The 25,622-nt window shown below is 67.2% G+C and carries 27 protein-coding genes; 14 read left to right on the top strand and 13 right to left on the bottom strand.

Annotated features, from left to right (window positions below):
- Positions 1 to 8: 8 nt before the first annotated feature.
- The 3 genes from prmC to hisS are packed head-to-tail and all read right to left on the bottom strand — an operon-like array spanning position 9 to position 3,133.
- Positions 9 to 809 carry a peptide chain release factor N(5)-glutamine methyltransferase gene (gene prmC / locus GGQ62_RS01175; RefSeq protein ID WP_424022207.1) on the bottom strand — a complete coding sequence of 267 codons (801 nt, stop codon included), beginning with the start codon at positions 807 to 809 and terminating at the stop codon, positions 9 to 11.
- Positions 810 to 815: 6 nt separating this feature from the next.
- Positions 816 to 1,880 (bottom strand): peptide chain release factor 1, encoded by a 1,065-nt coding sequence (gene prfA / locus GGQ62_RS01170; RefSeq protein WP_152576867.1) that lies wholly within the window; start codon positions 1,878 to 1,880, stop codon positions 816 to 818.
- Positions 1,877 to 3,133 (bottom strand): histidine--tRNA ligase, encoded by a 1,257-nt coding sequence (gene hisS, locus GGQ62_RS01165; protein ID WP_152576868.1) that lies wholly within the window; start codon positions 3,131 to 3,133, stop codon positions 1,877 to 1,879. Before hisS ends, prfA begins: the two co-directional genes overlap by 4 nt.
- 83 nt (positions 3,134 to 3,216) lie before the next feature.
- Here hisS and GGQ62_RS01160 point away from each other — a divergent pair, with 83 nt between their 5' ends.
- Together GGQ62_RS01160 and GGQ62_RS01155 are read left to right on the top strand one after the other, a co-directional pair.
- Positions 3,217 to 5,121: a M61 family metallopeptidase gene (locus GGQ62_RS01160; RefSeq protein WP_152576869.1), complete on the top strand. Its 1,905-nt coding sequence runs from the start codon at positions 3,217 to 3,219 to the stop codon at positions 5,119 to 5,121.
- 80 nt (positions 5,122 to 5,201) lie between these two features.
- Positions 5,202 to 5,573 (top strand): hypothetical protein, encoded by a 372-nt coding sequence (locus GGQ62_RS01155; protein WP_152576870.1) that lies wholly within the window; start codon positions 5,202 to 5,204, stop codon positions 5,571 to 5,573.
- Between the two features lie 16 nt (positions 5,574 to 5,589).
- On the opposite strand, the gene GGQ62_RS01150 is transcribed toward GGQ62_RS01155, so the two are convergent.
- Positions 5,590 to 5,907, bottom strand: a complete 318-nt coding sequence (locus tag GGQ62_RS01150; RefSeq protein ID WP_152576871.1) for a DMT family transporter — start codon at positions 5,905 to 5,907, stop codon at positions 5,590 to 5,592.
- A 69-nt stretch (positions 5,908 to 5,976) separates the two neighbouring features.
- Between GGQ62_RS01150 and ppa the strand changes: the two genes are divergently transcribed.
- Positions 5,977 to 6,561 (top strand): inorganic diphosphatase, encoded by a 585-nt coding sequence (ppa, locus tag GGQ62_RS01145; protein WP_152576872.1) that lies wholly within the window; start codon positions 5,977 to 5,979, stop codon positions 6,559 to 6,561.
- 178 nt (positions 6,562 to 6,739) lie between these two features.
- Here ppa and GGQ62_RS01140 read toward each other — a convergent pair whose 3' ends face one another.
- Positions 6,740 to 7,213: a GNAT family N-acetyltransferase gene (locus tag GGQ62_RS01140; protein WP_207790467.1), complete on the bottom strand. Its 474-nt coding sequence runs from the start codon at positions 7,211 to 7,213 to the stop codon at positions 6,740 to 6,742.
- Positions 7,214 to 7,331: 118 nt separating this feature from the next.
- Between GGQ62_RS01140 and GGQ62_RS01135 the strand changes: the two genes are divergently transcribed.
- Positions 7,332 to 9,110, top strand: a complete 1,779-nt coding sequence (locus GGQ62_RS01135) for an aspartyl protease family protein (protein WP_243446614.1) — start codon at positions 7,332 to 7,334, stop codon at positions 9,108 to 9,110.
- Between the two features lie 29 nt (positions 9,111 to 9,139).
- On the opposite strand, the gene ispG is transcribed toward GGQ62_RS01135, so the two are convergent.
- Complete coding sequence (gene ispG / locus GGQ62_RS01130; protein WP_152576875.1) at positions 9,140 to 10,273, bottom strand: flavodoxin-dependent (E)-4-hydroxy-3-methylbut-2-enyl-diphosphate synthase; 1,134 nt, start codon at positions 10,271 to 10,273, stop codon at positions 9,140 to 9,142.
- Between the two features lie 53 nt (positions 10,274 to 10,326).
- A complete protein-coding gene (locus tag GGQ62_RS01125) occupies positions 10,327 to 10,917 on the bottom strand; it encodes a DUF4126 domain-containing protein (RefSeq protein WP_152576876.1) in 591 nt (196 codons plus the stop codon).
- An 81-nt stretch (positions 10,918 to 10,998) separates the two neighbouring features.
- On the opposite strand from GGQ62_RS01125, the gene GGQ62_RS01120 reads away from it, so the two are divergent.
- Together GGQ62_RS01120 and GGQ62_RS01115 are read left to right on the top strand one after the other, a co-directional pair.
- The gene (locus tag GGQ62_RS01120) at positions 10,999 to 11,775 is read left to right on the top strand and encodes a c-type cytochrome (RefSeq protein WP_167649423.1); all 777 of its coding nucleotides are present in this window, start codon (positions 10,999 to 11,001) and stop codon (positions 11,773 to 11,775) included.
- On the top strand, positions 11,772 to 12,566 hold the full coding sequence (locus tag GGQ62_RS01115; protein WP_153401091.1) for an NUDIX hydrolase: 795 nt from the start codon (positions 11,772 to 11,774) through the stop codon (positions 12,564 to 12,566). Before GGQ62_RS01120 ends, GGQ62_RS01115 begins: the two co-directional genes overlap by 4 nt.
- On the opposite strand, the gene GGQ62_RS01110 is transcribed toward GGQ62_RS01115, so the two are convergent.
- On the bottom strand, positions 12,529 to 13,188 hold the full coding sequence (locus GGQ62_RS01110) for a uracil-DNA glycosylase family protein (protein WP_152576879.1): 660 nt from the start codon (positions 13,186 to 13,188) through the stop codon (positions 12,529 to 12,531). The two genes, GGQ62_RS01115 and GGQ62_RS01110, sit on opposite strands and share 38 nt — an antisense overlap.
- Here GGQ62_RS01110 and GGQ62_RS01105 point away from each other — a divergent pair.
- Positions 13,187 to 13,456 (top strand): hypothetical protein, encoded by a 270-nt coding sequence (locus tag GGQ62_RS01105; RefSeq protein WP_152576880.1) that lies wholly within the window; start codon positions 13,187 to 13,189, stop codon positions 13,454 to 13,456. The genes GGQ62_RS01110 and GGQ62_RS01105 overlap by 2 nt on opposite strands.
- Positions 13,457 to 13,462: 6 nt before the next feature.
- Here GGQ62_RS01105 and GGQ62_RS01100 read toward each other — a convergent pair whose 3' ends face one another.
- Positions 13,463 to 15,010 carry an acyl-CoA carboxylase subunit beta gene (locus GGQ62_RS01100; protein WP_152576881.1) on the bottom strand — a complete coding sequence of 516 codons (1,548 nt, stop codon included), beginning with the start codon at positions 15,008 to 15,010 and terminating at the stop codon, positions 13,463 to 13,465.
- A gap of 266 nt (positions 15,011 to 15,276) precedes the next feature.
- On the opposite strand from GGQ62_RS01100, the gene GGQ62_RS16180 reads away from it, so the two are divergent.
- The 5 genes from GGQ62_RS16180 (at position 15,277) to GGQ62_RS16175 (ending at position 20,820) form a co-directional block, all read left to right on the top strand.
- Positions 15,277 to 15,954 carry a helix-turn-helix transcriptional regulator gene (locus GGQ62_RS16180; RefSeq protein WP_243446615.1) on the top strand — a complete coding sequence of 226 codons (678 nt, stop codon included), beginning with the start codon at positions 15,277 to 15,279 and terminating at the stop codon, positions 15,952 to 15,954.
- A 79-nt stretch (positions 15,955 to 16,033) separates the two neighbouring features.
- Positions 16,034 to 16,417: a hypothetical protein gene (locus GGQ62_RS01090; protein ID WP_152576883.1), complete on the top strand. Its 384-nt coding sequence runs from the start codon at positions 16,034 to 16,036 to the stop codon at positions 16,415 to 16,417.
- Positions 16,418 to 16,490: 73 nt separating this feature from the next.
- The gene (locus GGQ62_RS01085; RefSeq protein ID WP_152576884.1) at positions 16,491 to 16,895 is read left to right on the top strand and encodes a hypothetical protein; all 405 of its coding nucleotides are present in this window, start codon (positions 16,491 to 16,493) and stop codon (positions 16,893 to 16,895) included.
- Between the two features lie 157 nt (positions 16,896 to 17,052).
- Positions 17,053 to 19,962 carry an excinuclease ABC subunit UvrA gene (gene uvrA, locus GGQ62_RS01080; protein WP_152576885.1) on the top strand — a complete coding sequence of 970 codons (2,910 nt, stop codon included), beginning with the start codon at positions 17,053 to 17,055 and terminating at the stop codon, positions 19,960 to 19,962.
- A 201-nt stretch (positions 19,963 to 20,163) separates the two neighbouring features.
- Positions 20,164 to 20,820 carry a PEPxxWA-CTERM sorting domain-containing protein gene (locus GGQ62_RS16175; protein WP_243451553.1) on the top strand — a complete coding sequence of 219 codons (657 nt, stop codon included), beginning with the start codon at positions 20,164 to 20,166 and terminating at the stop codon, positions 20,818 to 20,820.
- Positions 20,821 to 21,179: 359 nt separating this feature from the next.
- Here the strand turns inward: GGQ62_RS16175 and GGQ62_RS01070 are convergent, their stop codons facing one another.
- Both GGQ62_RS01070 and GGQ62_RS01065 read right to left on the bottom strand, forming a co-directional pair.
- Positions 21,180 to 21,734, bottom strand: coding sequence for a hypothetical protein (locus GGQ62_RS01070; RefSeq protein WP_152576886.1), 555 nt, complete (start codon positions 21,732 to 21,734; stop codon positions 21,180 to 21,182).
- 220 nt (positions 21,735 to 21,954) lie between these two features.
- Positions 21,955 to 22,242 (bottom strand): hypothetical protein, encoded by a 288-nt coding sequence (locus GGQ62_RS01065; RefSeq protein WP_167649422.1) that lies wholly within the window; start codon positions 22,240 to 22,242, stop codon positions 21,955 to 21,957.
- A 441-nt stretch (positions 22,243 to 22,683) separates the two neighbouring features.
- Between GGQ62_RS01065 and GGQ62_RS01060 the strand changes: the two genes are divergently transcribed.
- Both GGQ62_RS01060 and GGQ62_RS01055 read left to right on the top strand, forming a co-directional pair.
- Complete coding sequence (locus GGQ62_RS01060; RefSeq protein ID WP_152576888.1) at positions 22,684 to 23,364, top strand: hypothetical protein; 681 nt, start codon at positions 22,684 to 22,686, stop codon at positions 23,362 to 23,364.
- Between the two features lie 254 nt (positions 23,365 to 23,618).
- Positions 23,619 to 24,212 carry an SOS response-associated peptidase family protein gene (locus GGQ62_RS01055; protein WP_152576889.1) on the top strand — a complete coding sequence of 198 codons (594 nt, stop codon included), beginning with the start codon at positions 23,619 to 23,621 and terminating at the stop codon, positions 24,210 to 24,212.
- Here GGQ62_RS01055 and GGQ62_RS01050 read toward each other — a convergent pair.
- Together GGQ62_RS01050 and pdxH are read right to left on the bottom strand one after the other, a co-directional pair.
- A complete protein-coding gene (locus GGQ62_RS01050; protein WP_152576890.1) occupies positions 24,202 to 25,032 on the bottom strand; it encodes a PhzF family phenazine biosynthesis protein in 831 nt (276 codons plus the stop codon). The two genes, GGQ62_RS01055 and GGQ62_RS01050, sit on opposite strands and share 11 nt — an antisense overlap.
- A complete protein-coding gene (gene pdxH / locus GGQ62_RS01045) occupies positions 25,029 to 25,616 on the bottom strand; it encodes a pyridoxamine 5'-phosphate oxidase (RefSeq protein ID WP_152576891.1) in 588 nt (195 codons plus the stop codon). The genes GGQ62_RS01050 and pdxH overlap by 4 nt, the downstream gene beginning before the upstream one ends.
- Positions 25,617 to 25,622: the final 6 nt, after the last annotated feature.

Below are 25,622 nucleotides of genomic sequence, written 5' to 3'. Positions count from 1 at the left end.
CCCCAGGGCTAGGCCACCCGCAAGACCAGGCACCGATCGCGCCCCGCCAGATCCTGCGCGACGTCGCCGTGCAGCCCCGCCGCCGCCGCCAGCGCCAGCACCGCATCGGCCTGCATCCAGCCGATCTCCACCACCGCCACGCCGCCGTCCGCCAGCAGCCGCGGCAGATGCGGCACCAGCCGGCGATAATCGTCGAGGCCGTCGATTCCGGCGAACAAGGCCGACGCCGGCTCATGGTCGCGCACATCGGGTGCCAGATCGGCGCCGGTCTCGACATAGGGCGGGTTACAGAAGATCACGTCGAAGCGCTCGTCCAGCCCCGCACCCCAATCCCCCAGCCGGAACGCGGCGCGCCCGCCCAGCCCCAGCCGCGTCGCATTGTCCGCCGCCACCGCCAGCGCCGCCGGCGAGGCATCGACCCCCAGGCCCGTCGCCGCCGGCCATTCGGTCAACCCGGCGAGCAGCAGCGCGCCGCTGCCGGTGCCGAGGTCCAGCAGCCGTGCCGGCGGCCGTGCCACGGCGCGCAACGCCGCCTCGACCAGTGTCTCGCTGTCGGGCCGCGGGATCAGCACCGCCGGCGTCACCTTAAGGTCGAGCGACCAGAATTCGCGCGCGCCGATGATATAGGCCACCGGCTCATGCGCCGCCCGCCGGTCGACCAGCACCGCAAAGGCCGCCGCATCGACCGCCCGATCGCCGTCGAGCAGCAAGTCCCCGCGCGAAATACCCACAAAATGCGCCAGCAGCACTTCGGCATCGAAGCGGTCGATCCGCGCCGCTGCACTGCGCAAGGCGTCGCGCACATTCACAACCCGTCACCCCAGTTCCGCCAGCCGCGCCGCCTCATCCTCGGAAATCAGCGCCGCGACCAGCTCCTCCAGCCCCGGCCCTTCGAGAATTTCCGGCAGCCGGTGCAGCGTCAGGTTGATGCGATGGTCGGTCACCCGCCCCTGCGGGTAATTATAGGTGCGGATGCGCTCCGACCGGTCGCCCGACCCCACCATCGCCTTGCGGTCCGCCGACCGCGCCGAATCGACCTTCGACCGTTCAAGGTCGTACAGCCGCGACCGCAGCACCTTCATCGCCTTGGCCTTGTTCTTGTGCTGCGATTTCTCGTCCTGCTGCTGCACCACCAGCCCCGATGGCAAATGGGTGATCCGCACTGCAGAGTCGGTGGTGTTGACCGACTGGCCGCCCGGCCCCGATGACCGGAAGACGTCGATGCGCAAATCCTTGTCCTCGATCTGAATATCGACCTCCTCGGCCTCGGGCAGCACCGCCACCGTCGCCGCACTGGTGTGGATGCGCCCCTGCGTCTCGGTCGCCGGCACGCGCTGGACGCGATGCACGCCGCTTTCGAACTTCAGCCGCGCAAAGACGCTGTCGCCGGTGACACTGGCGATGATTTCCTTGAAGCCGCCCATTTCGCCCGCCGACGCCGACATCAGCTCGATCCGCCAGCCGCGCGTCGCTGCATAGCGTTCGTACATCCGGTAAAGATCACCAGCGAACAGCGCCGCCTCGTCGCCGCCGGTCCCGGCGCGGATTTCGAGCATCGCCGGCTTGGCATCGGCCTTGTCGGTCGGCAGCAGCTTGAGCGCCAGCGCCCGCTCGGCGGCCGGCAGCCGCTCGGCGATGGCGGCCAGCTCCTCCTGCGCCATCGCGTGCATCTCGTCATCGGCGGCGATCCCACGCAGATCGTCCGCCTCCTCGCGCAGCGCCCGCACCGCCGCCGCCGCCTCGACGACGGGCGTCAGCTCGGCATAGTCCTTGGACAGCTGGACGAACTTGTCGGCGGCCAGATCGGGATTGCCCATCTGCGCCGCCAGATCGGCATGCCGCCGCTCGATCTGCGCGATCCGCTCGGGGGAGATGATCACAGCCGCTCCCGGCCCTCTTCCGGGCCCAGTGCGCGCTCAATAATGATCTGTGAGATACGGTTCATCGCCTCGTCGCGACCAAGATGCTGAATATAGTAGGGCTGTGGCGCATCGGCGCCTCGGACAAACAAGATAGCATGGGTAGCCCGCTTCTTGGCTATCTCAACCTGCCTTTTGGCGTTGCCGCGGTAGGCCATTTCTGCCGGGATGCGGGAATCGCGAAGAAGCCGCAGTGCTTGTTCAGCGCGTTCCTGCAGCTCGGGACTGTCCGGCACCACAGCAACAACACCATTTTCGCGGGGCTCTGCCACCAGCATCGCCAACCGCTCGATCCCCCCGGCCCAGCCGACCGCCGCCGTCTCCGGCCCGCCCATCGCGCCGATCAGCCCGTCATAGCGCCCGCCGCCGATGACCGTCCCCTGCGCCCCCAGCGCCTGGGTCACGAACTCGAACGCCGTGTGCCGATAATAGTCGAACCCGCGCACCAGCGATTCCGCCCGCACGAAATCCACGCCCGACGCCTGCAGGCCCTTCTGCACCGCCTCGAAGAACGCCCCCGCCTCCGATGTCATATACGCGTCGATCCGCGGCGCATCGGCCACCAGCGCGCGATCGGCCTCCGCTTTCGAATCCAGAATCCGCAGCGGGTTCTTCGCCAGCCGCTCGAGGCTTTCGGGGCTCAGCACATCACGATGCGCCGAAAAATGCGCCACCAGCCCGTCGCGCCACGCCGAGCGGGTTTCGGCATCGCCGAGCGTGTTGAGCTGCAACACCACATCGCCGGCCACGCCCAGCTCGTTCAACAGCTGCTGCCCGAGCGCGATGACTTCCACGTCCGCCGCCGGCTCTGCCGCGCCGATCACTTCGGCATCGAGCTGGTGGAACTGCCGGAACCGGCCCTTCTGCGGCCGTTCGTACCGGAACAGCGGCCCCCAGGCCGCGACCTTCAGCGGCGCATATTGCTGCCAGCCATTCTCGATATAGGCCCGCGCAATGCCGGCGGTGAACTCGGGCCGCAGCGTCAGCGATTCCCCGCCGCGGTCCTCGAACGAATACATTTCCTTCGACACGACATCGGTCGTTTCCCCCAGCGACCGCGCGAACACCGATGTCGCTTCGAACACCGGCACCTCGACCCGCCCGAAGCCATACAGCTTGCGCACCCGGTTGAACGTCTCGATGACATGGTCGAAGCGTGCCGCCGCCTCGCCGATCATGTCCTGGGTGCCGCGGGGTTTCTGAACTTTGCTCATGATGCCCCGCGATTAAGCGACAAGGCCGCGCTTGTCATCAGCGCGCACCGGCGATTATCAGAGGGGCGCCAATGAGGACCTTCATGCACAAATCAATTCTGCTGCTCGGCCTGCTTGCCACAACCGCCACCGCCGCGCCGCTTTCGAAGCCCACCCCGCTGCCCTTCGTGAACACCATCCCGGCGGCGCGCGACATGCCTTTCCCCGGCACGCTGGCGGTCAAGGTCGACGCCACCGACACGGTGCGCGGCATCTTCCATGTCGTTGAAACCATCCCGGTGCCGGATGCCGGCCCGATGACGCTGCTGTTCCCCAAATGGCTGCCCGGCAACCACGGCCCGCGCGGCGAAATCTCAAAGCTCGCCGGCCTCGTCATCACCGCCAATGGCAAGACATTGGTATGGAAGCGCGACGAGATCGACGTCTATGCCTTCCATGTCGATGTCCCTGCCGGCGTCCGCGCTCTCGATGTCCGCTTCGACTTCCTTACCCCCACCGCCGGCAACCAGGGCCGCACCACCGTCACGGCGGACATGATCAGCCTGCAGCCCAATCAGGTCTCGCTCTACCCCGCCGGCTGGTTCACCCGCCAGATTCCCGCCAGCATCAGCGTCACCTGGCCCAAGGGCTGGACGGCCGCCGGCGCGCTGCGCGCCACCGCCACGCGCGGCGACACCATCACCTATGAAACCGTCGATTACGAAACGCTGGTCGACAGCCCGTTCATCGCCGGGCGGTATTTCCGCAAATGGGACCTCGGCCACAATGTGACGCTCGACGCGATCGCCGATTCCGAACGGCTGCTCGCCGCCACCCCGGCACAGATCGACGCCCACAAGCGGCTTGTCGACCAGGCGATCAAGCTGTTCGGCACCCGCCAGTTCGACCATTACGACCTGTTGGTCTCGCTCAGCGAGAACCTCGGCGGCATCGGCCTCGAACATCACCGCAGCAGCGAAAACGGCGTCAATCCGGGCTATTTCACCGAATGGGACAAGGGCCCCGGCCGCCGCAACCTGCTGCCGCACGAATTCACCCATAGCTGGAACGGCAAGCACCGCCGCGGTGCCGACAGCATCGTCCCCGATTTCTCCACCCCGCTGCGCAACTCGGCGCTGTGGGTGTACGAAGGCCAGACGCAATTCTGGGGTTATGTCCTCGGCGCCCGCTCGGGGCTGTTCACCAAGCAGGAAACGCTCGACAGCTACGCCGCCATCGCCGCCTCGCTCGACAATCGCCCGGCGCGCCGCTGGCGCTCGCTCGACGACACCACGAACGACCCTGTCATCAGCGCGCGCCAGCCCAAGGCCTGGCTCAGCTGGCAGCGCAGCGAGGATTATTACAACGAAGGCCTGCTGATCTGGATGGAAGTCGATTCGATCCTGCGCCGCGAAACCCGCGGCGCGCGCGGGCTCGACGATTTCGCGCGCACCTTCTTCGGCACCGGCGAAGGCGACTGGGGCGTCGTCCCCTACAATTTCGACGACATCGTCAAGACGCTCAACACTGTCGCACCCTATGACTGGTCCGGCCTGCTGACCCGGCGGCTGACCGAAAAGGCCGAGGGCGCTCCGCTCGCCGGCTTCACCGCCTCGGGCTACAAGCTCGTCTACACCGACACCCCGACCCCGGCCTTCGCCGACCAGATGCGGACCGGCAAGGTCAACAACCTCAGCTATTCGGGCGGCCTCGTCATCGGCAAGGATGGCGCCGTCGAGCAGGTGATCTGGGACAGCGCCGCCTTCACCGCCGGGCTGACCGTTGGCGACACGCTCGTCGCCGTCAACGACCGCCCCTATTCGGACGATCTGTTCAAGGCTGAAATCACCGCGGCAAAGGGCAGCCGCGACCCCATCCGCCTGCTCGTCAAGACCGGCGACCGGTTGCGCAGCGTCGATCTCGCCTGGGCCGGCGGGCTGCGCTACCCGCGCTTCGAAAAGACCGGCGGTTCCGACACCCCGCTCGACAGGCTGCTCGAACCGCGCTGAAATCGCCCTGAAATCCCGCTGTTCCCGGCCGCCGTCCGGCGCTATTATGCGGCCGTAACGATCGGGCGATGGGGAGCGTCATGGGCTATTATTACGCAATGGGCGATGGCAGCGCGCATGTGACTGCCGGTGTCGGCGGCGTCGGCGCCGCCAATGTCATTCAACGCAGCGACGGCCTCGGCGGCTATAATGTCAGCTTCTCCGTCCCCGGCGCGCTCGACATCTACCATGTCCATTTCGGCGCCGGCGGCTGCCGGGTGAAGGTGGTGCGGCACAAGCCCGATGCGGCGTCGCAAGGCTCCAACATCATCCGCCACAACAATGGCCCGACCAAGCGGCTCGGCGACCTGGCGCATGAATGTGCCGGCTATGCCAATCATTACGCGCTGCTGACGCACCTCGCAGCGGCGGTCGCCGCCGCACCGCGCCTGCCCAATGGGGAAATTGCCTGATCCGGTGTGGCCGCGGTCAGCCGTCGATCGCCTTCAACCCGATGATGCACGCCAGCAGCACGGCGATCAGCCCCAGCCGCACCAGGCTGGCAGCTTCGCCGAAGAACAGGATTCCGACCAGCACGGTGCCGACCGCGCCGATGCCTGCCCACACCGCATAGGCGGTGCCGAGCGGGATCGTCCGCCCGGCATATTCGAGCATTCCCATGCTGAGGGTGACCGAAACAAGGAACGCCGCCACCCATGGCGCGTTGCGAAAACCATCGACGAACCGTAACGACGTGGTGAAACCGACTTCGAACAGCCCACCGATCACAAGTGCCAGCCACGCCATTGCGCCATCCCTTTCGATAGACGAATCGCGGTCCAGGCCTTACGCCGCACCGCACAACAGGAGAATTGCATGCGCATCGACCAGATTCCGATCGGCGTGAACCCCCCGCATGACGTCAATGTCATCATCGAATGCCCGCTCGGCGGCGAACCGGTGAAATACGAGATCGACAAGGCCTCGGGCGCATTGTTCGTCGATCGCATTCTCCACACCGCGATGCGCTACCCGACCAACTACGGCTTCATCCCCAACACGCTGGCCGATGATGGCGACCCGATCGACGCACTGGTCGTGGCGCGCACGCCGCTGATCCCCGGCTGCATCATCCGCGTCCGCCCGGTCGGGGTGATGATGATGGAAGACGATGGCGGCGGCGACGCCAAGCTGCTCTGCGTCAGCGTCAACAAGGTCTATCCCTATTACAGCAATGTCGCCGAATATACCGACCTGCCCGACATCCTGCTCCAGCAGATCGAGCATTTCTTCACCCATTACAAGGATCTGGAGCCCGGCAAATGGGTCAAGTTCCAGGGTTGGGAAGGCCGCGAAACCGCCGAGCGACTGATCCTCGAATCGATCGACCGCTATAACGACGCGCAGGCCGGGGTCGAAACGCCGGCGTTGAAGGAACACCCCGGCGCTCCAAGGGCGTAGTCGCAGCGCCGCGCGCGCGCATCGGGCAGCGTAGCGCGCCGACAGGCGCAAGACCGATCGGCGGGGCGGCGGCGCCTTCCCCCGCCGAACCCGTCCGGCGCCAGCATGGGCTTTGCCCATGCCCCTTGCTTGCTGACCCTTGCTTCCTGCCCCCTCGCTTCTTGCCAACCCGGCCCCCTCACCCCGCCGCCAGCCGCGCCAACGCCGCGCCATCCACCCGCATCTTCGTCCACGCGTCCTGCGCCTCTGCCCCCAGCGCCGCGTAGAATCCGATCGCCGGCGCATTCCAGTCGAGCACCTGCCATTCGAAACGGGCATGGCCCCGCGCCACCGCAATCCCCGCCAGATGCACCAGCAAGGCCTTGCCGATGCCCTGCCCGCGCGCTTCGGGCACGACGAACAGGTCCTCCAGATACAGCCCGCCCTTGCCCTCCCAGGTCGAAAACGACGTGAAGAAGATCGCCAGCCCCACCGGCGTGCCGTCCTGTTCCGCAATCACCGCCTCGGCGATCGGCCGCGCCCCGAACAGCGCCGCATGGAGGTCGGCCTCGGTCGCCTTCACCGCATCGGGTTCGCGTTCGTAGACCGCCAGATCGACGATCAACCGGCGAAGCGTGGCGACATCGGCGGGGGTGGCGGGGCGAATGGTCATCGTGCCTTTCACCATCTGCCGGCCAGACACGCAACCTCGCCGCGCAAACCATGCCGTCTGCCGCCCCCGACCTTCGACGCCCCTCGACGCCGCGCGCCGGACACGCCAGACTGTCGGCGTGTCGCTGCCAAGGTTCCTGCCGCTGCCCCTTCGGACCGCCGTAGTTGCGGTCGCCGCCGCCATCATCGCCCTGCCGGCGGCGGCGGCGCACGCGGCCTGCCAGGTCACCCGCTATGTCGAACTGCCCGTCACCATGGTCGGGCGGCGGCCGATCGTCACCGTCCGGATCAATGGCACGGATGCGCGCTTCATCCTCGACAGTGGCGCCTTTCACAGCACCATCGCCAAGGCCAATGCGCTGGAACACGGGCTCGCCGTCAAGCCGATCGCCCCGCGCGCGCGCATGCGGGGCATCGGCGGCGCCAGTTCGATCGGCGTCGCCACGGCGCGCGAAATCGGCATCGCCGGCCAGACGTTGAACAATATCGAATTCGCCGTCGGCGGCAGCGATACCGGCTTTGCCGGCCTGCTCGGGCAAAATATCCTCGGCCTCGCCGATGTCGAATATGACCTGCCGCACGGCATCGTGCGGATCATGAAGAGCAACGGCTGCCGCAACACCGGCATGGCCTATTGGGCCGCGGACAAGCCGGTCACCATCCTCGACATCGCCCCGATGGCACCGCGCCAGCGCCACACGATGGCGGCGATCAAGATCAACGGCAAAAAGGTCATGGCGACCTTCGACACCGGCGCGGCCGCCGCCCTGCTGACACTGGATGCCGCCCGACGCATCGGCGTGACTCCCGATTCGCCCGGTGTCACCCCCGATCGCTTCGCCACCGGCCTCGGCCAGGGCCGGGCCCGCACCTGGCGCGCTCCGTTCGACAGCATCGACATCGGCGGCGAGATCATCCCGCGGCCCAATCTGCAGATTGCCGACCTGACACTGCCCGATACCGACATGCTGATCGGCATCGACTTCTTCCTCAGCCACCGCGTCTATGTCGACAACCAGACGCATCGCATGTTCATCACCTACGAAGGCGGCCCCGTCTTCGGCTTCGAACCCAAAGGCGCGGTGGACGGCAGCGGCGCCGCCATCGACCTGACCGACCGCAGCGCGGAACCGACCGACGCCGCGGGCTTCAGCCGGCGCGGCGCCATCCGCGCCGCAGACCGCAAGTTCGCCGCCGCCATCGCCGATTTCGACAAGGCCATCGCCCTTGCCCCCGGCGACGCCCAGCTGTTCTACCAGCGCGCAATGGCGCACCTCGGCAATCGCCAGCCGCGACCCGGCGCCGCCGACCTCGATCGGGCCATCGCCCTGGCACCCGGCGATGCCACGGCGCGGCTGGCGCGGGCGCGGCTGAAGCTGGCCGGGCGCGATGTCGCCGGTGCACTTCCCGACCTGCAGGCTGCCGATGCAGCGCTGGCACCTTCGGCCGATGCCCGACTGCAACTCGCCGGGCTGTTCGAAGCCGCCGACAGCGTGGAACCGGTGCTGGCCAATTACACCGCCTGGCTGGACGCGCACCCCGAGGACCGCAACCGCGCCCTCGCGCTCAACGGCCGCTGCCGGGCGCGGGCGCTGCGCAATCGCGATTTGGACGCGGCAATGGCGGACTGCAACACCGCGCTGCGCCTGCGGCCCGACGAGCCGGCGTTCCGCAACAGCCGCGCCCTGGTCCACCTGCGCCGCGGCGACCTTGCCAAGGCGCTCGCCGATCTCGACGCCGCGCTCGCCGCCCGGCCGGGCAATGCCTGGCCACTCTACACCCGCAGCATCGTCCACCGCCGCCTCGGCAACACGGCAGCGGCCGACACCGACCGCACCGCCGCGCTGGCGATCGACAAGACCATCACCGAACGGGCGCAGCGCTACAAGCTAGAATAGCCGACCGCCCCCCGGCGGGGGGAGGTAGATCATTCCGCCGCGATCGCCGCCGCTTCCGCCGCCGCCTTGGCCGCATCCAGTTCCGCGGCCTTTTTCTCGACCAGCATGACGATGTGATCGACCATCTTCTCGCTCTCGATGACGTGGTCGGTGATGCCGGACAGGAACACCATGTGCCGGCCATTGCCGCCGCCTGTCAGCCCGATATCGGTCTCGCGCGCTTCGCCGGGGCCGTTGACGACGCAACCGAGCACCGACAGCGACAGCGGCGTGGTGATATGCGCCAGCCGCGTTTCCAGCGTCTCGACGGTCTTGACCACGTCGAACCCCTGCCGCGCACAGCTGGGGCACGACACCACCCGCACGCCGCGCGCCCGGATGCCGAGCGACTTCAGGATATGGTAGCCGACCTTGACCTCCTCGACCGGGTCGGCCGACAGCGACACGCGGATGGTATCGCCCACCCCCGCCCACAGCAGCATGCCGAGCCCGATCGACGATTTGACCGTGCCGCCCTGCAGGCCGCCGGCTTCGGTAATACCCAGGTGCAGCGGATAATCGCAGACTTCGGCGAGGCCATTATAGGCCGCCACCGCCAGGAACACGTCCGACGCCTTCACCGAGATCTTGAACTCGTGAAAATCCTCGTCCTGCAGCATCTTCATATGCTCGAGCGCGCTTTCGACCAGCGCCTCGGGACATGGCTCGCCGTATTTTTCGAGCAGGTGCTTCTCCAACGACCCGGCGTTGACGCCGATGCGGATCGAGCAGCCATTGGCCTTGGCCGCGTTGACGATTTCCTTGACCCGCGCCTGCGAGCCGATGTTGCCGGGGTTGATGCGCAGGCAGGCGGCGCCGGCGTCGGCGGCTTCCAGCCCGCGCTTGTAGTGGAAGTGGATGTCGGCGACGATCGGCACATTCACCCCGCGCACGATGGTCCGCAGCGCCGCGGTCGATTCGACATCGGGGCACGACACCCGCACGATATCGGCGCCGACCTCCTCGCAGCGCAGGATCTGCGCAATCGTCGCCGCGGCGTCGCTGGTCAGCGTGTTGGTCATCGTCTGCACCGCGATCGGCGCATCGCCGCCCACCGGCACCTTGCCGACCATGATCTGGCGGGACTTGCGGCGGCTGATGTCACGCCACGGACGAACGCTCATAGGATGCTCCTGAATCTGTCGCCGCTATAGCGTGCTGCGCCTGCGACCGCCAGCTATCGCCGCCAGCGCCGGCGCAGCGACCCGACGACGCGCCACGCCGTCCACAGCATCGTGCCCGTGATCACTAGCAACACCGCCGCCACCGCCGCCGCCCATTGCGGATGCGCGAATACCAGCCACAGCCCGGCCGCGGTCACGCCGTCCTCGGCCACCGACGCGACGACATTGCTCACCGGCTCGGGCGAGGTGTTGATCGCCGCCCGCGTCCCCGCCTTGGCGCCATGCGCCGCCAGCGCCGCGCCGCCGCCGAGCAGCACCGTCACCACGCCCAGCGCCGCATTGTCGGGCGCCACCACGGCAAAGGCCAGCAGCGCCCCGCCGATCGGTCGCACCAGCGTGTGCACCGCGTCCCAGACACTGTCGATGATCGCCACCTTGTCGGCGAGGAACTCGGCGAGCGTCCCCGCCGCCGCCACGCCAAGCACCCACCAATTGCCCAGCACCGCCAGCCCGGCGAGTTCCCCCGGCAGGCCGAAACCGCCGAAGCGCACCGCCAGCCCCGCCGCCAGCACCGCGGCATACAGCCGCCAGCCGGCGAGCAGGCTCAGGCTGGCAGCGATGCCGATGATTTCGGGCGCGGTCATACCCCCGTCATAGCAGAGGCGCAGCAATTGCGCCCCATGATGCCGATGCTAAAGTGCGCGCCGGACAATCAGGGGGCAGATATGCGGCGCTTCTGGCTGAAAATGGTCGCGGCGACGGCGATCGCCTTTCCTGCCGCGGCCGCCAACCCCGCCAATCCCGCCAATGGTGAGCGCCTCGCCTATACGATGGGCTGCGTCAGCTGCCACAACCGCGACATGACCGGCCACCTTGTCGAGGAAGACCCCGAGCGGCTGGTCGCCTGGAGCACCAACCTCAGCCGCCGCCTGCCTGGGTGGCGCGACGCCGATATCGCCCGCGCCCTGCGCACCGGCAAGCGACCGGACGGCAGCGACATCTGGGTGATGCCGGTCCACAGCTTCCACTGGATCAACGATGCGGAGATGCGCGACCTCACGGCCTTTCTGCGCTCCGTCCCGCCCACCGGGGTCGACCACCCGCCCGCCGTCTTCGGCCCGCGGGCCCGCGCCGCCATCGCCTCGGGCAAGGCCAAGCCTCCCGCCGGCTTTCTTGCGGAGGATCTCGCCAGGGCGCCGCGACCCCTGCCCGGCCACGGCGAAGGCCGCCGCCTGGCGCTGCTCATCTGCGGCGACTGCCACGGCGCCGACCTGAAGGGCTATGAAGGCGAAGGCGCGCCCGCCAACCTCCTCGTCGCCTCGGCCTACACCCTGCCCGATTTCGCCCGCCTGCTGCGCAACGGCACGCGCGCCGACGGCAGCGCCAGCGGCATGACCGAATACAGCCGGGACCGCCTGTTCAAACTGACGGATGCCGAAATCCGCCGGATCTGGAATTATCTGCGCGCCAATGCCGCCCGGGGGACTAAGCTGCCGCAATGACCAGCATCCCCGCCGCCACCGTCATCCTGCTTCGCGCCCGGCCGGACGGCACCCCCGAAACATTGATGGTCCGCCGCGGCGACAACCTCGCCTTTGCCGGCGGCGCGCTGGTCTTCCCCGGCGGCCGCGTCGATGATGCCGATCTCGGCACCGCCCGCGACCCGCAACTCGCCTTCGGCTTCGACGGGCTCGACGATGACGACGCCGCCGCGCGCATCGCCTGCTGCCGCGAAGCGCTGGAGGAAACCGGCGTGCTGCTGACCAGCGGCGACGCCCCCGACCCGGTCGCCCTCGCCGCCGCCCGTGCCGCGCTGTCCGCCGGGCCCGCCGCCGATGAAGCGACCAGCTTTGCCGCCATCCTCGCCGACCTCGGCCACCGCGTCGATGCCGCCCGCTTCATCCCCTTCGCCCGCTGGGAACCGCCCGCCGCGGCCCCGATCAAGCGCCGCTTCGACACGCTCTTCTACCTCGCCGACGCCGGCAACACCGCGTCGGCCGCCATCTCCCCCGATGGCAACGAGGCCGTCGCCATCCGCTGGACCACCGCCGCCGATGTCCTCACCGCCGAAGCATGCGGCGAGGCGGCGCTGGTGTTCCCGACCAAGTGCAACCTGCAACGCATCGGCCAATATGCCAGCATCGACGCGGTCATGGCCGCCGCCGCCGGCCGCTTGCCGCCGTTCATCCAGCCCGAAATCGTCAACCGCGACGGCACCATGTGGCTCGTCATCCCCGAAGGCTGCGACTATCCGGTCACCGAGGACCGGCTGGAAAATCTGCGCCGCGAATAGCCACCGCCACGGCGGACCGCAGTTCCGGCAGCACTTCCGCCTCGAACCAGGGGTTGCGCCGCATCCAGCCGGTGCTCCGCCACGATGGGTGCGGCAGCGGGAACAGCCCCGCCGGCGCCGCGCGAAAATCCCGCACCCGTGCCGTCATGTTGCCGGCGCCCCCCATGTACCGCTTCTGCGCATGGGCGCCGACCAGCAGGGTCAGCCGGTCGGCCGGCAGTTGTGCCAGCAGCCGGTCGTGCCACAGCGGCGCACATTCGCGGCGCGGCGGCAGGTCGCCGCTCGCCCCCTTGCCGGGATAGCACAGCCCCATCGGCACCTGCGCCACCCGCGCCGTATCGTAGAAAACCGCGCGCGGCAGCCCGGTCCATTCGCGCAAACGGTCGCCGCTGGCATCGTCCCACGCGGCGCCGCTGGCATGGACCCGCGTCCCCGGCGCCTGGCCGATGATCAGCAACCGCGCCGTTCCCGACATTTCGACGATCGGCCGTGGCCCCGCCGGCAGCGCGCACAACCGGCACGCCCGCACCTCGGCGAGCAATGCCGCCAGCGCGTCGCTTGCATCCTCGGCATCGGCTGCGTTATTATGACGCACATCGTGCCGCAATCGGGAAGCTGCCATGCGCCTGTTCCTTTCCGCAATCCTCGCTGCCACGGCAATCAACGCCCAGGCGGCGCCCGCCGCTCCCGCCGCCAGCGACGCACAGGCCAGGCTGGTCGCCGCCGATGCCAACAAGGACGGCAAATGGGACAAGGCCGAATGGCGCGCCGCCGGCCGCCGCGACATGGGCTTTGCCTTTTGCGATGTCGACAAGGACAGCGTCGTCGACGCCGCCGAGCTCAAAAGCTGCGCCGAAAAGGCCCGCGCCATGGGCATGACCGCGCAATAGCGTCGTTCAGGGCCGCAACCCGCGCCCCTTGCGCCCCGGCACCAGCGCCCGCTGCGCCAGGTTGACGAACTCGCACAGCTCGGCGCGCGTGTCGCGCGGGTCGATGATCGCCTCCACGCCATAATGTTCGGCCGTGCGGAATGGCGATCGCACCCGTTCCAGCCGCGCCTTGATCTCGGCCAGCCGCGCCGCCGGGTCCTCGCTCGCCTCCAGCTCGGCGCGATAGGCGGCTTCCAGCCCGCCCGAAATCGGCAAGGACCCCCAGTCGCCCGATGGCCAGGCCATCCGCCAGCGAAAGCGGTCGGCCGGCGCATGGCCGCTGCCCGCCATGCCATAGGCCTTGCGCAAAATGACCGATACCCAGGGTACCGATGCTTGATATATGGCTGCTAACGCCCTGGAACCCCAGCGAATTGTCGCCTCATCCTCGGCCCGGCGGCCGATCAGGAAGCCCGGGTTGTCGACCAGATGGACGACCGGCAGATGGAAGGTATCGGCCAGGTCGACATGCCGTTCGACCTTGCGCGCCGTCGCCGCGGTCCACAATCCGCCCAGGCTTTCGGGGTTGGACGCGATCACCGCCACCGGCCAGCCGTCGATCCGGGCAAGGCCGGTGACCACCCCCAGCCCCCATTCGCGGCCGATCTCGAACCAGCTGTCACGGTCGACGATCGCCTCGACGATCGGCCGGATCGGGTACAGCTTGCGCCCGTCGCGCGGCACTGCGCTGGCCAGCCAGTCCTCGCCCTTGCGGCGCTTGTCCTTCACCACCCCACGCGCCGGCAGCTCCTCGACCGAGCTCGGCAGATAGGACAGGAACCGCCGCAACCGGGCAAAGGCCTCGGCCTCGCTGTCCACCCGGTCGTCGATGGCGCCATTGGCGGCATGGATATGCGCGCCGCCCAGCGTTTCCTTGGTGCGGATCTCGCCGGCGGCCGCCACCACCGGCGGGCCGGCGACGAACATCTGCGCCACGCCGTCGACCAGGATCGAATAATGCGCCATCACCTGCCGCCCGGCGCCCAGCCCGGCGACGGGGCCAAGGCCCAGTGCCACAACCGGCACCCGCGCCATATTGTCGACCATGATCTCCCAACCGGGAATCTCGGGGATATAGGTGTAACCCATTGTTTCCAGGGTGCGGACCGATCCGCCGCCGCCGGTGCCTTCGATCATGCGGATCAGCGGCAGGCGATATTCGCTCGCCAGCCGTTCGGCATCGGTCAGCTTGCGGTGCAGGCTCGCATCGGCGGCGCCACCGCGCACGGTGAAGTCGTCGGCGGTCAGCACCACCGGCCGGCCATCGACCGTCGCCCGCCCGAACAGGAAGTTGGCAGGCTGGAAACTCAGCATCGCGCCATCGTCGGCATAGGCGGCAAAGCCCGCCAGCGCGCCGATTTCCCGGAAACTGCCCTCGTCGGCGACCGCGGCGAGCCGCGAACGGGCATTCATCCGCCCCATCGCTGCCTGTTTTTCCAGCTTTGCCGGCCCGCCCATCCCCAGGGCCGCCGCCCGCCGTTGCAACAGTTCGTCGATTTCGGGCTGCCAGGTCATGCATTCAGTCTAGGCCGCGCCCGCTCGGCATGGCAACGCCGCCGCTCGATTCGGATTGGTGCTGGAACGATTCGGGTCGCAGGTGCGTAGAAGGCGAAGGTTGCGAAACTGTTCATTTTAGGCGAGGTTGGCCTATCGCTTTGAATGGCCACACCGACGCCCGGCCAGCGAGGAGATTCGTAATGCTTGTAAACTATGCCGATGAATATGGCAGCGACGTTGCGGACGACCTTGACAATGGCCCTCAGCCACGGTGGTGTTCTAGTGTGACAATACGGCAGGAGGCCTCGAACCCGAACGTGCTGGCCCTTACGGATGGCCAGCGCGATTGCTTGCGCCTCGTCTACAACCACATGAAATCGAAGGATATTGCCCGTGTGCTCGGCGTCTCGCCGCACACGGTCGACATGCGTCTGCGCACTGCCATGAAAACGCTGGGCGTCGCCAGCCGGATCGAAGCGGCGCGGATGCTGGTGCAGGAGGAATCCGGCGGGGAAACCACCCCGGATCGTGCCTCGGCCCAATATCAGTCGTTGATATATCAGGCACCGGATGTTGCCGAGCCGACGGATCCGGCGAAAATGCAATCACCGGCTCTGGACAGCGGTGACGACGCAGACATCACCAATTTTTCGGTCGACTGCATCACCCCCGCCTCCAGCCCGGTCGTCGATCCGATCGTCAACGGCCCTCCCCGTCTGGCAACCGCATCGATGGATGTCGAAACCTTGTTCGACACCAATAGGGCGGGTGCTGGGTCTTTTGACCCTGGACCCAGCATCCGCCCGACCGGTGAACCAGGGGTCCGATCCCTGCCGTGGGGACAACGCAACGATCTTTCGGTCGGCGCGCGGCTCGGATGGATCTTCATGATTGCAGTTGGTTCGGCGCTGGCCTTCGGCTCGATATTGGCCGCCCTCGCCGCACTGAAAACCTTAATCTGACGCTTCCGGGTGATGGTCATCCGGGAGGGTGACCATCAACCGCGCAAACCCCTAGGTTGCGCAACGGAAGGATATTGTCATGATTTCTCAGTCGAATGTCGCCGCTTTCGGTAACACCCAGGCCCCCATCCGTATCGCCGCCCACCAGCTCACCGAACAGCTCATCGCCGCCGAAGCCGCCATCGATGCCGCTGTCGCCGCCGTCGCCGCCCTCGCCGCCGGCATGCCACTCGCCACCCAGCAGGCCAATGTCGGCACCCATGTGCTACAGGAATCGCTGATGCACGCCATGGAAACCTGCCAGACCCTCGTCAAGTCGCGCACCCAGATCCTGCGCACCCACCGCGCCATGTCGGGCGCGCTGCACAATGTCGGCCTCACCCCGATGGCCATCGGCGACGTGTCCAAGATGTGCGAAGCCGAACTCGACGAAGGCCTTGCCGTCACCGCCATCGCCGCCTGAAGCTGACAGTACAACCACCCGCCCCGTCGCCCGGGGCGGGTTGTCCTGTGCAGTTGCGACTTTTGGAGGCATCATGCTCTGGTCGGTTATCACCCTTTTGACCATCGCTGGCTGCTGCGCTTACGCCTTGCGTTGGGGTGGCCTCGATGAACGGCTCGCTGCGATCGGTGGCCTGCTCGCCGTCGTCGCATCGAACATCGTCACCGATGGCGCATATACCCATACGGAAGGCGGCGTCCTCGTCGTTGACGTTGCACTTTTCATCGGCCTGCTGGTCCTCGCTCTGCGCAGCGACCGCTTCTGGCCGATGTATGCGGCAGCGTTCCAGCTGGTTGGAACCATGTTCCATTTCGCCAGCATGGTGCAGACGGGCGACTTCGCCTGGGCCTATTACATCGCACTGATCTTCTGGACCTTCCCGGTGTTCATCGCCCTTGCCGCCGGGACCTGGTTCGAAGGCCGTTACCGCCGCCGCTGAACCGCGGCCGCGCTGGGGAGGAGGACGACCGCGCCGGGCCAACCGGCGCGGTCGTTTCCATGTCGGCGCGTCACCACCGCCGGTTGCCGATGCCCCGCACCGCCCCTATCTCGGTTCCATCTTGCCTGCGGCGAACAAATATGGAACAAATCACCCCATGCTCACCCATATCCAGGTCCGCGGCGCGCGCGAACACAACCTCAAGGGCGTCGATGTAGACCTGCCCAAGAATGCGCTGACCGTCATCACCGGCCTGTCGGGCAGCGGCAAATCGAGCCTCGCCTTCGACACCATCTATGCCGAGGGCCAGCGCCGCTATGTGGAATCGCTGTCGGCCTATGCCCGGCAGTTCCTGGAGCTGATGTCCAAGCCCGACGTCGACCATATCGAGGGGCTGTCGCCGGCCATCAGCATCGAACAGAAGACCACGAGCAAGAACCCGCGCTCCACCGTCGCCACCGTCACCGAAATCTATGACTATATGCGGCTGCTGTGGGCGCGCGTCGGCGTCCCGTACAGCCCGGCCACCGGGCTGCCGATCACCGCCCAGACGGTCAGCCAGATGGTCGATCGCGTCATGGCGCTGCCCGAAGGCACCCGCCTGTTCCTGCTCGCCCCCATCGTGCGCGGCCGCAAGGGCGAATATCGCAAGGAACTGGCGCAGCTGCAGAAGGACGGCTTCACCCGCGTCAAGATCGACGGCGAATTCCACGACATCGACGCCGCCCCGGCGCTCGACAAGAAATACAAGCACGACATCGACGTCGTCGTCGACCGTATCGTCGTGAAGGAAGGCCTCGAACCCCGCCTCGCCGAAAGCTTCGAAACCGCGCTGAAACTCGCCGAAGGCCTCGCCATCGCCGAAATGGCCGATGGGGCCGAAGGCGCGCCGAAGGACCGCATCACCTTCTCCGAAAAATTCGCCTGCCCCGTCTCCGGCTTCACCATTGCCGAGATCGAACCGCGGCTGTTCTCCTTCAACGCCCCCCAGGGCGCCTGCCCGGCGTGCGACGGCCTCGGCGAAAAGCTGCTCTTCGACGAAGATCTCATCGTCCCCAACCACGCGCTCAGCATCGAAAAGGGCGCCGTCATGCCCTGGGCCAAGTCCAACCCGCCCAGCCCCTATTACATGCAGGTCCTGGGCAGCGTCGCCCGCGCCTACAACATCACGCTGAAGGCACCCTGGGCGAGCCTGCCCGCCGAGGCGCAGCGCGCCATCCTCCACGGCACCGGCGGCCGCGCCATCCCGCTGCGCTTCGAGGACGGCCGCAAATCCTATGAGGTCGTCAAGCCGTTCGAAGGCGTCATCGCCAACCTCGAAAAGCGCCTGCGCGCCACCGAAAGCGCCTGGATGCGCGAGGAACTGTCGCGCTACCAGTCCGCCGCCCCGTGCGAAGTCTGCCACGGCGACCGCCTCAAGCCCGAGGCGCTTGCCGTCAAGGTCGCCGGCGAAACCATCGCCCAGGCCGTCCGCCGCCCGGTCAGCCAGGCGTTCGCCTGGGCGAAAGGCCTCGCCGAGCAGCTGACGCCCAAGCAGCGCACCATCGGCGAACGCATCCTCAAGGAAATCATCGAACGCCTCGGCTTCCTCGACAATGTCGGGCTCGATTACCTCAATCTCGATCGCAAGTCCGGCACCCTGTCCGGCGGCGAAAGCCAGCGCATCCGCCTGGCCTCCCAGATCGGCTCCGGCCTCTCCGGCGTCCTCTACGTCCTCGATGAACCGTCGATCGGCCTCCACCAGCGCGACAACGACCGCCTGCTCGTCACCCTCCGCCGCCTGCGCGACCTCGGCAACACCGTCCTCGTCGTCGAACATGATGAAGACGCCATCCGCACCGCCGATTACATCGTCGACATGGGGCCCGGCGCCGGCGTCCATGGCGGCGCCGTCGTCGCGCGCGGCACGCTGGCGGACATCCTCGCCACCCCGGGCAGCATCACCGCCGATTACCTGTCCGGCCGCCGCAGCGTCGCCGTGCCCGCCACCCGCCGCAAGGGCACCGGCAAGAAGCTCACCGTCAAGAACGCCCGCGGCAACAACCTGCAGGGCGTCACCGCCGCCATCCCGCTCGGCACCTTCACCTGCATCACCGGCGTCTCGGGCAGCGGCAAATCCACCTTCACCATCGACACGCTCTACGCCGCCGCGGCGCGGGAGCTCAACGGCGCCCGCCTCGTCATGGCCCCGCACGACAGCATCGACGGGCTGCAGCATCTCGACAAGGTCATCGACATCGACCAGTCCCCCATCGGCCGCACGCCCCGGAGCAACCCCGCCACCTACACCGGCGCCTTCACCAACATCCGGGACTGGTTCGCCGGCCTGCCCGAAGCGCAGGCGCGCGGCTACAAGCCCGGGCGCTTCAGTTTCAACGTCAAGGGCGGCCGCTGCGAGGCGTGCAGCGGCGACGGCCTCATCAAGATCGAAATGCACTTCCTGCCGGATGTCTATGTCACCTGCGACGTCTGCCACGGCGCCCGCTACAACCGCGAAACGCTGGAAGTGAAGTTCAAGGGCCAGTCGATCGCCGACGTCCTCGACATGACGGTGGAAGACGGCGTCGAATTCTTCAAGGCCGTCCCCCCCATCCGCGAAAAGCTCGCCATGCTCCACGAAGTCGGGCTCGGCTATGTCAAGATCGGCCAGCAGGCGACCACCCTGTCGGGCGGGGAGGCGCAGCGCGTCAAGCTCGCCAAGGAACTCGCCCGCCGCGCCACCGGCCAGACGCTCTACATCCTCGATGAACCCACCACCGGGCTCCACTTCGAGGACGTCCGCAAGCTGCTCGAAGTCCTCCACGCCCTTGTCGACCAGGGCAACACCGTCGTCGTCATCGAACACAATCTCGACGTCATCAAGACCGCCGACTGGGTCGTCGACCTGGGGCCCGACGGCGGCGACAAGGGCGGCCAGATCGTCGCCACCGGCACCCCCGAAGTCATCGCGGCAACCCCCGGCAGCCACACCGGCCATTACCTCGCGCCCCTGCTCACCCCCGCCGCGACGCCAGCCCCGGACCCGGCCCCCGCCCCGGCCAAACCCCGCCGCAAGGTCCGTGCATAAAGCCGAAATCTTTCTCAACGAACGTTGATGAATATTTACGTTCTATAAAATGATTCATGTTAACCATTGTGAATGCCCGGCGAGTCGGCAACCGGGCAGAGGGGCACCATCGTCAACGATAACAGGGGTAGGAACAGGCTTGGGCTCCGCCAGCCGGCATCATGCGAACCGTATCTGATCGTAAAGAGAGGGGCCTTCGAAATGACCAAGCTGAGCTTCGTTCCACTTGCCGCCGCCATCGGCATCGCCATGGCATCCACACCCGCGGCCGCGGTCGTCTATTCCAACCCGACGCCGATCGTCATCCTCGACAACGATGACAGCTTCAGCGATATCACCATCGCCGGCACCACCGGCACCATCACCAACCTGACCCTGTCGCTCGCCGGGCTCAGCCACACCTATCCGGACGATCTCCTCCTCGGCCTGATCAACGCCGACGCCGGCCTCGGCTTCATCTTCATGAGCTTCGCCGGCGGCAGCATCGATATCAGCGGCGTCAACCTCACCTTCTCCGACGCCGCATCGTCGCAGCTGCCCCAAACCTTCGTCAGCCCGTTCCCGATCACCTCGGGCACCTATCTGCCGTCGAACTTCGGTGGCTACACCTTCACCTTCTACGACAACGCCACCAGCTTCGCCGGCTTCAACGGCCTCAGCGCCAACGGCACCTGGACGCTTCTCGTCGCCGATACGTTCGCCGCCGACGTCGGCACCGTCGCCGGCGGCTGGAGCCTCGACATCACCACCAGCGCCGGCGCCATCCCCGAACCCGCCAGCTGGGCCATGATGATCGCCGGCTTCGGCCTCGTCGGCGCCAGCGCCCGCCGCCGCCGCACCACCCACGTCACCGCCTGACACCACCGGGGGAGGGCAAACCACCCTCCCCCTCTCTCGCCCGCGCGAGAGGCGAGACACACCCGGCGCGCCGGGTGCGGGTGTGCGCGCGTCGAAAATGGGAACCGCCTGCCCTGCCGTGCCCGAAGCGCCTCCGGCGGCTGGGGCCTTGGCCCCAGACCCCACTCCTCACCCATGTCTGTAAGGCAGACGATCAGGATGAATACTAGTCCCGGTTCTGGGCAAACGACCGCTTAGAGCGGCAATTATATACTTGAGAAAACAAGCAGACGGCCTTACAAGAGTTGGGACGTGCCGGCGATACTGAGTTGCTTCAAGAAATCGAATATGAAGTGCGCTGTTGGGACATCGAGCGCGCTTTAACTTATTCCCAGTTCGCGGCGTGCGTTCTCAAGATCGCTCGCGGGGAAGCGGCGACCATCGCCGCCAATGATTACCCAGACCTTTGGCGACAGATAGCCGCCAAGGTCTGACGCTTGGGCGATGATCGAACGCAACTCTTCTTGCGAGTAAGCCTTGTCTTGGACACGAGCGAAGGGACCGTCGTAGATAACTCGCTGTGTATGCCAGGCCCCGCCACGCCAAGGCCTTCGATGCAGCAGCCCGTGTATCAGGTCGTGTCGCGCGTCGCCTAAGCGCTTCGCTTCAATACGGGTTTGCCGTAAAAACTCTTGAGTTTCGGGCGAAAAGCGAGGATCGCGTTGCATCACGCGAAGGTATTTCAGCTTGGCAGAAAGGCTGCGCGGGTGCTCGGCCTGCAATTCGGTGCCGTGATGCTGATACCATGCGATCAACTCATCAAGCATGCGCTCAACGCCCGCCCATGTTATCGTCAGCGTGCCGACAAGGCCGAGCACGCTCTGAGTTTCCGCCCATTGGGCAGCTTGGAGCGCGGCGCGGTCACGTCGCGCCATGTAGGCGCGAAGGCGGCGATACGGGTTAAGGCGCTTGAGGGTTCTGATAGCTGACACCGATCAAAAGCGAGAAGATGACGTGCTGCGGCGGCTGCTGAAACGCCGCCGACGCCGCGTAAGCCGAAGGACAAGGAACGAGGCGATGCGCCTAGAAAGATTGATGGTGCCTACGTGCTAGCGCCCTTCACCTCTGGTGAGGCGAGGGCGCTAGAAGACCTAGTTATGCAGGAAGTGCGGGTTGCTTCAGCAGCTTCATTTCAAGCCATTCGTTCACCGCAACCGGACCATAGCCAGCGATCGGTGCCGACAGCCTGATGACATAAAAGCGGTCGTTGTTGTCGAGGAAGTGGCTGAAGATGCTGTAAATCGCGGCCGCATCGAGAGTAGTTTCGATGGCGTACGATGATTCAGACAGCCTCGCCCAGTCGTAGTGCTCTTTAATAAACTGGACGATGGGTGGACGTTTCGTTTCGTAGCTCAGATCGTACGTAACAAGGTAAACAGCCATGATAGGCCCTTTCGTCGTTTGCGACGTACGGCCCTTGTCAATCGAGCAAATTGCTATAGTATTCTCTGCGCTGACAGGCAGAGAGGCAATCGACTCTCTTGGACCAGCGGACCGTCGCCAAGACATTGCTGGTCTTCTCGGGTCATCACCTTCTGGGGAGTCGGTGATGGCCCGAAACTGTTTTTAACCTATTTGATTCATCAGCGCTAGTGCGCCGGGCGCGATTTGTTCCGCCAGCGCAGGAAGCGCTTCGCCTGCTGTTGCAGCGCCTTATGCGGCGTTAGCCCGCCGCTAGGTCAAGCGCTTGGGCGACCTTACATAGCCGACAGTGCATCCAATCACCAACGCAACCCTCAGCCGGCTGGCGGGCGTGAGTTGGCAAGCGACATTTGCAACCGAGACATCTTGTAATTTACAACCAAATCGGTTACACAACCGATCATGACCCAGCCCCCCTTCGCCCCCGCCCCGCTCCACCCACGCCAGGATGGCTGGACACCCGAGCGACAATGGTCGTTCATTGAAACCCTCGCGCAGACCGCCTCCGTCACCGAGGCGGCGCGGGCGGTGGGGATGAGCGTGCGGTCGGCGCATCGCCTGCGGCTCCACCCCAAGGCGACCGAGTTTCGCGCCGCCTGGGACAAGGCGCTCGCCCAGGCGTGGGAGCTGCTCGAACAGGTCGCGCTCGATCGCGTCATCAACGGCGAGCACGAGGTCATCGCGCGCGACGGCGTCATCATCGAACGGCACAAGCCCTGTTCGGAACGGCTGCTCGTCCACCTCCTCGCCATCCGCGAACGCGCCCGCGCCGAGGAACGCGCCGAACGCGCCCGCGCCCATGCCCGCGCCGTGGAAGCGGCAGCGCGCGCCGCCCTCGCCTCCCAAAGCCGCCGCAAGGGCACGCCGCCGCCGCCCGCCCCGCCGGTGCTGCTCGATGACCAGGGCGCGCAAACCGCGATCCTCGCCGCGCTGCACGCCCATGGCACCGCCTTCACCGCCTGGCCCGCCGACGCAGCGGCGCCGCGCCTGCCGAAACCGGCCGCAGAGCCCCGCATCCGCTGGGAGGAATTCCGCCCGCCCATTGCCGCCCGCGGCGAAGGTCGCGGGTGCGATTCGGTGTGACTTTCGAGACTTTCGGGCGTGGGCGTTGACGGCGATCCGACCCCCGATATCCGTCACCCCCGCGAAGGCGGGGGTCCATCTCCGGGTCTTCGAAGGCGGATATGCAATTCCGCTCATCCCGAGCGAAAGGAAGGAAGCAAGGGGACGCGGCAAAGCCGCGTCGTCGGACGGGTTCGGTCCGCGACGCCGCCCGCCCCGCCGGCCGGGCCTGCGGCGTCTTGCAGATAGCTGCGCTATCTGGCAGCGCCTTGGCCATGTGCAACGAAGTCGCCCGGCGCATCGCCCTCGCCCTCATCCGCGAGGATTTCAACGAACTGAAGATCCCGCTGCGCTTCCCGGAGGGCCTGCCCAACCTTCCCGCCACCGACAGCATCCGCATCACCGACACCACCCCGATCATCCGCGCCGCGCCCGACAAGGAAGCCGAAATGGTGCAGCGCCGCTGGTCCTGGCCCGGGCCGACGGGCAAGCCGGTGTACAATTACCGGTCGGAAGGCCGCACCCTCGGCAATGTCGCCAAGGGCGGCCGCTGCCTCATCCCCGTCGACGGCTTCTACGAATTCACCACGGCCGAAGACCCCAGGGCCAAACGCAAGGACAAATGGCTTTTCACCATGACCGGCGCGCCCTTCTTCTGCATCGCCGGCCTGTGGCGCGCCGACCCGGTGGTGGGGGAGGCGTTCACCATGCTGACCTGCGAACCCGGCCCCGACATCGCGCCCTACCACAGCCGCCAGATCGTGCTGATGCCGCGCGAACACTGGGCCGGCTGGATCGCCGGGGTGGTGCCGGCGGCGGACCTGATCGCGCCGACTCCGGCGGGCACGCTCACCGTGGTCAGAGGATGAATTCGCCCTCGATGGTGGTGACGCAGCGGCCGGTCAGCACCACCCGGTCGCCTTCGAGACGGCAACCCATATGCCCGCCGCGCGCGCTGGCCTGATAGGCGGTGAAGTCCGCCCGGCCCAGCCGGTCCGCCCAATAGGGCGCGATGACGGCGTGCGCCGATCCGGTGACGCTGTCCTCGTCGATGCCGGCACCGGGCACGAACACCCGGCTGACGACCTGCGCGCCGCTGGCATCGCCGATGCCGATGGCGGTGGCGATGAACAGCACATCGCCGGTCAACAGCTTTGCCAGCGCGCGAAAATCGGGCTGCAACGCCCTGACTTCGCTGGCATGTTCGTACACCGCGACCACATGGTCACGGCCGCGCAGCCAGGTTTCGGCCGGCACCGCGCCCAGCGCCGCGGTAATCGCCGCACGGTCGGCGGCGCCGGGTGCGTCCGTGGCGGGCAAGGCCGGCAGTGCCATGCGCAAGCCGCCGCCATCGGCGCGGGCCACCGTCAGCACGCCCGACCGGCGGGTGGCGAAGCGCACGATGTCCATTCCCGCCGCGCTGCCCAAGATGACATGGCCGCTGGCCAGCGTGGCATGGCCGCACAGCGCCACCTCGACCGCGGGGGTGAACCAGCGCAGTTCGAAATCGGCGACTTCGGCATCGGCACAGGGCACCAGGAACGCCGTTTCCGCGAGGTTGTTCTCCTGCCCGATCGCCTGCAGCTGCGCATCCGGCAGCCATTCGCCGAGCAGCATCACCGCCGCCGGATTGCCGCTGAACGGCGCATCGGCAAAGGCATCGACCTGCCGGAACGGGATGCGGGTCACGGGTACAGCAACCCCGATGTCCAGCCGCCGCCGGTGCGGGTGAAGACCAGCCGTTCGTGCAGCCGGTTGTCGCGGTCCTGCCAGAATTCGATCACCTGCGGCACGATCCGCCAGCCGGACCAGCGCGGCGGCCGCGGCACCTCGCCGCCATCGAAGCGCGCGGCCGCGGCGGCGATGCGGTCCTCGAACGTTTCCCGCGTCGCCAGCGGCCGGGACTGGTCCGACGCCCAGGCGCCCAGTTGCGATTCGCGCGGGCGGGTGGCGAAATAGGCGTCCGCCTCGGCATCGTCGACCAGCGCGGCGGCGCCGTCGACGCGCACCTGGCGGCGCTGCGACTTCCAGTGGAAATCCATGTGCACCAGCGGGTTGGCGGCGATTTCGGCACCCTTGCGGCTGTCCATGTTGCTGTAGAAGACGAAACCCTGGTCGTCCCAGCCCTTGCACAGCACGACGCGAACCGATGGCCGGCCGTCCGGTGTCGCGGTCGCCAGCGCAAAGGCGTTGGGGTCGGCCGGCTCGGTGGCGCTGGCTTCGGCGAACCAGCGGGCAAAGCGCGTGAAGGGATCGGTGTCGACGGTGTCCATCCCGAC

It is taken from the genome of Polymorphobacter fuscus (assembly GCF_011927825.1).
GTDB classification, from domain to species: Bacteria; Pseudomonadota; Alphaproteobacteria; order Sphingomonadales; family Sphingomonadaceae; genus Sandarakinorhabdus; species Sandarakinorhabdus fusca.
The sequence above is the reverse complement of the archived record's forward strand: the minus strand, read 5'-3'. Positions and strand labels throughout refer to the sequence as shown.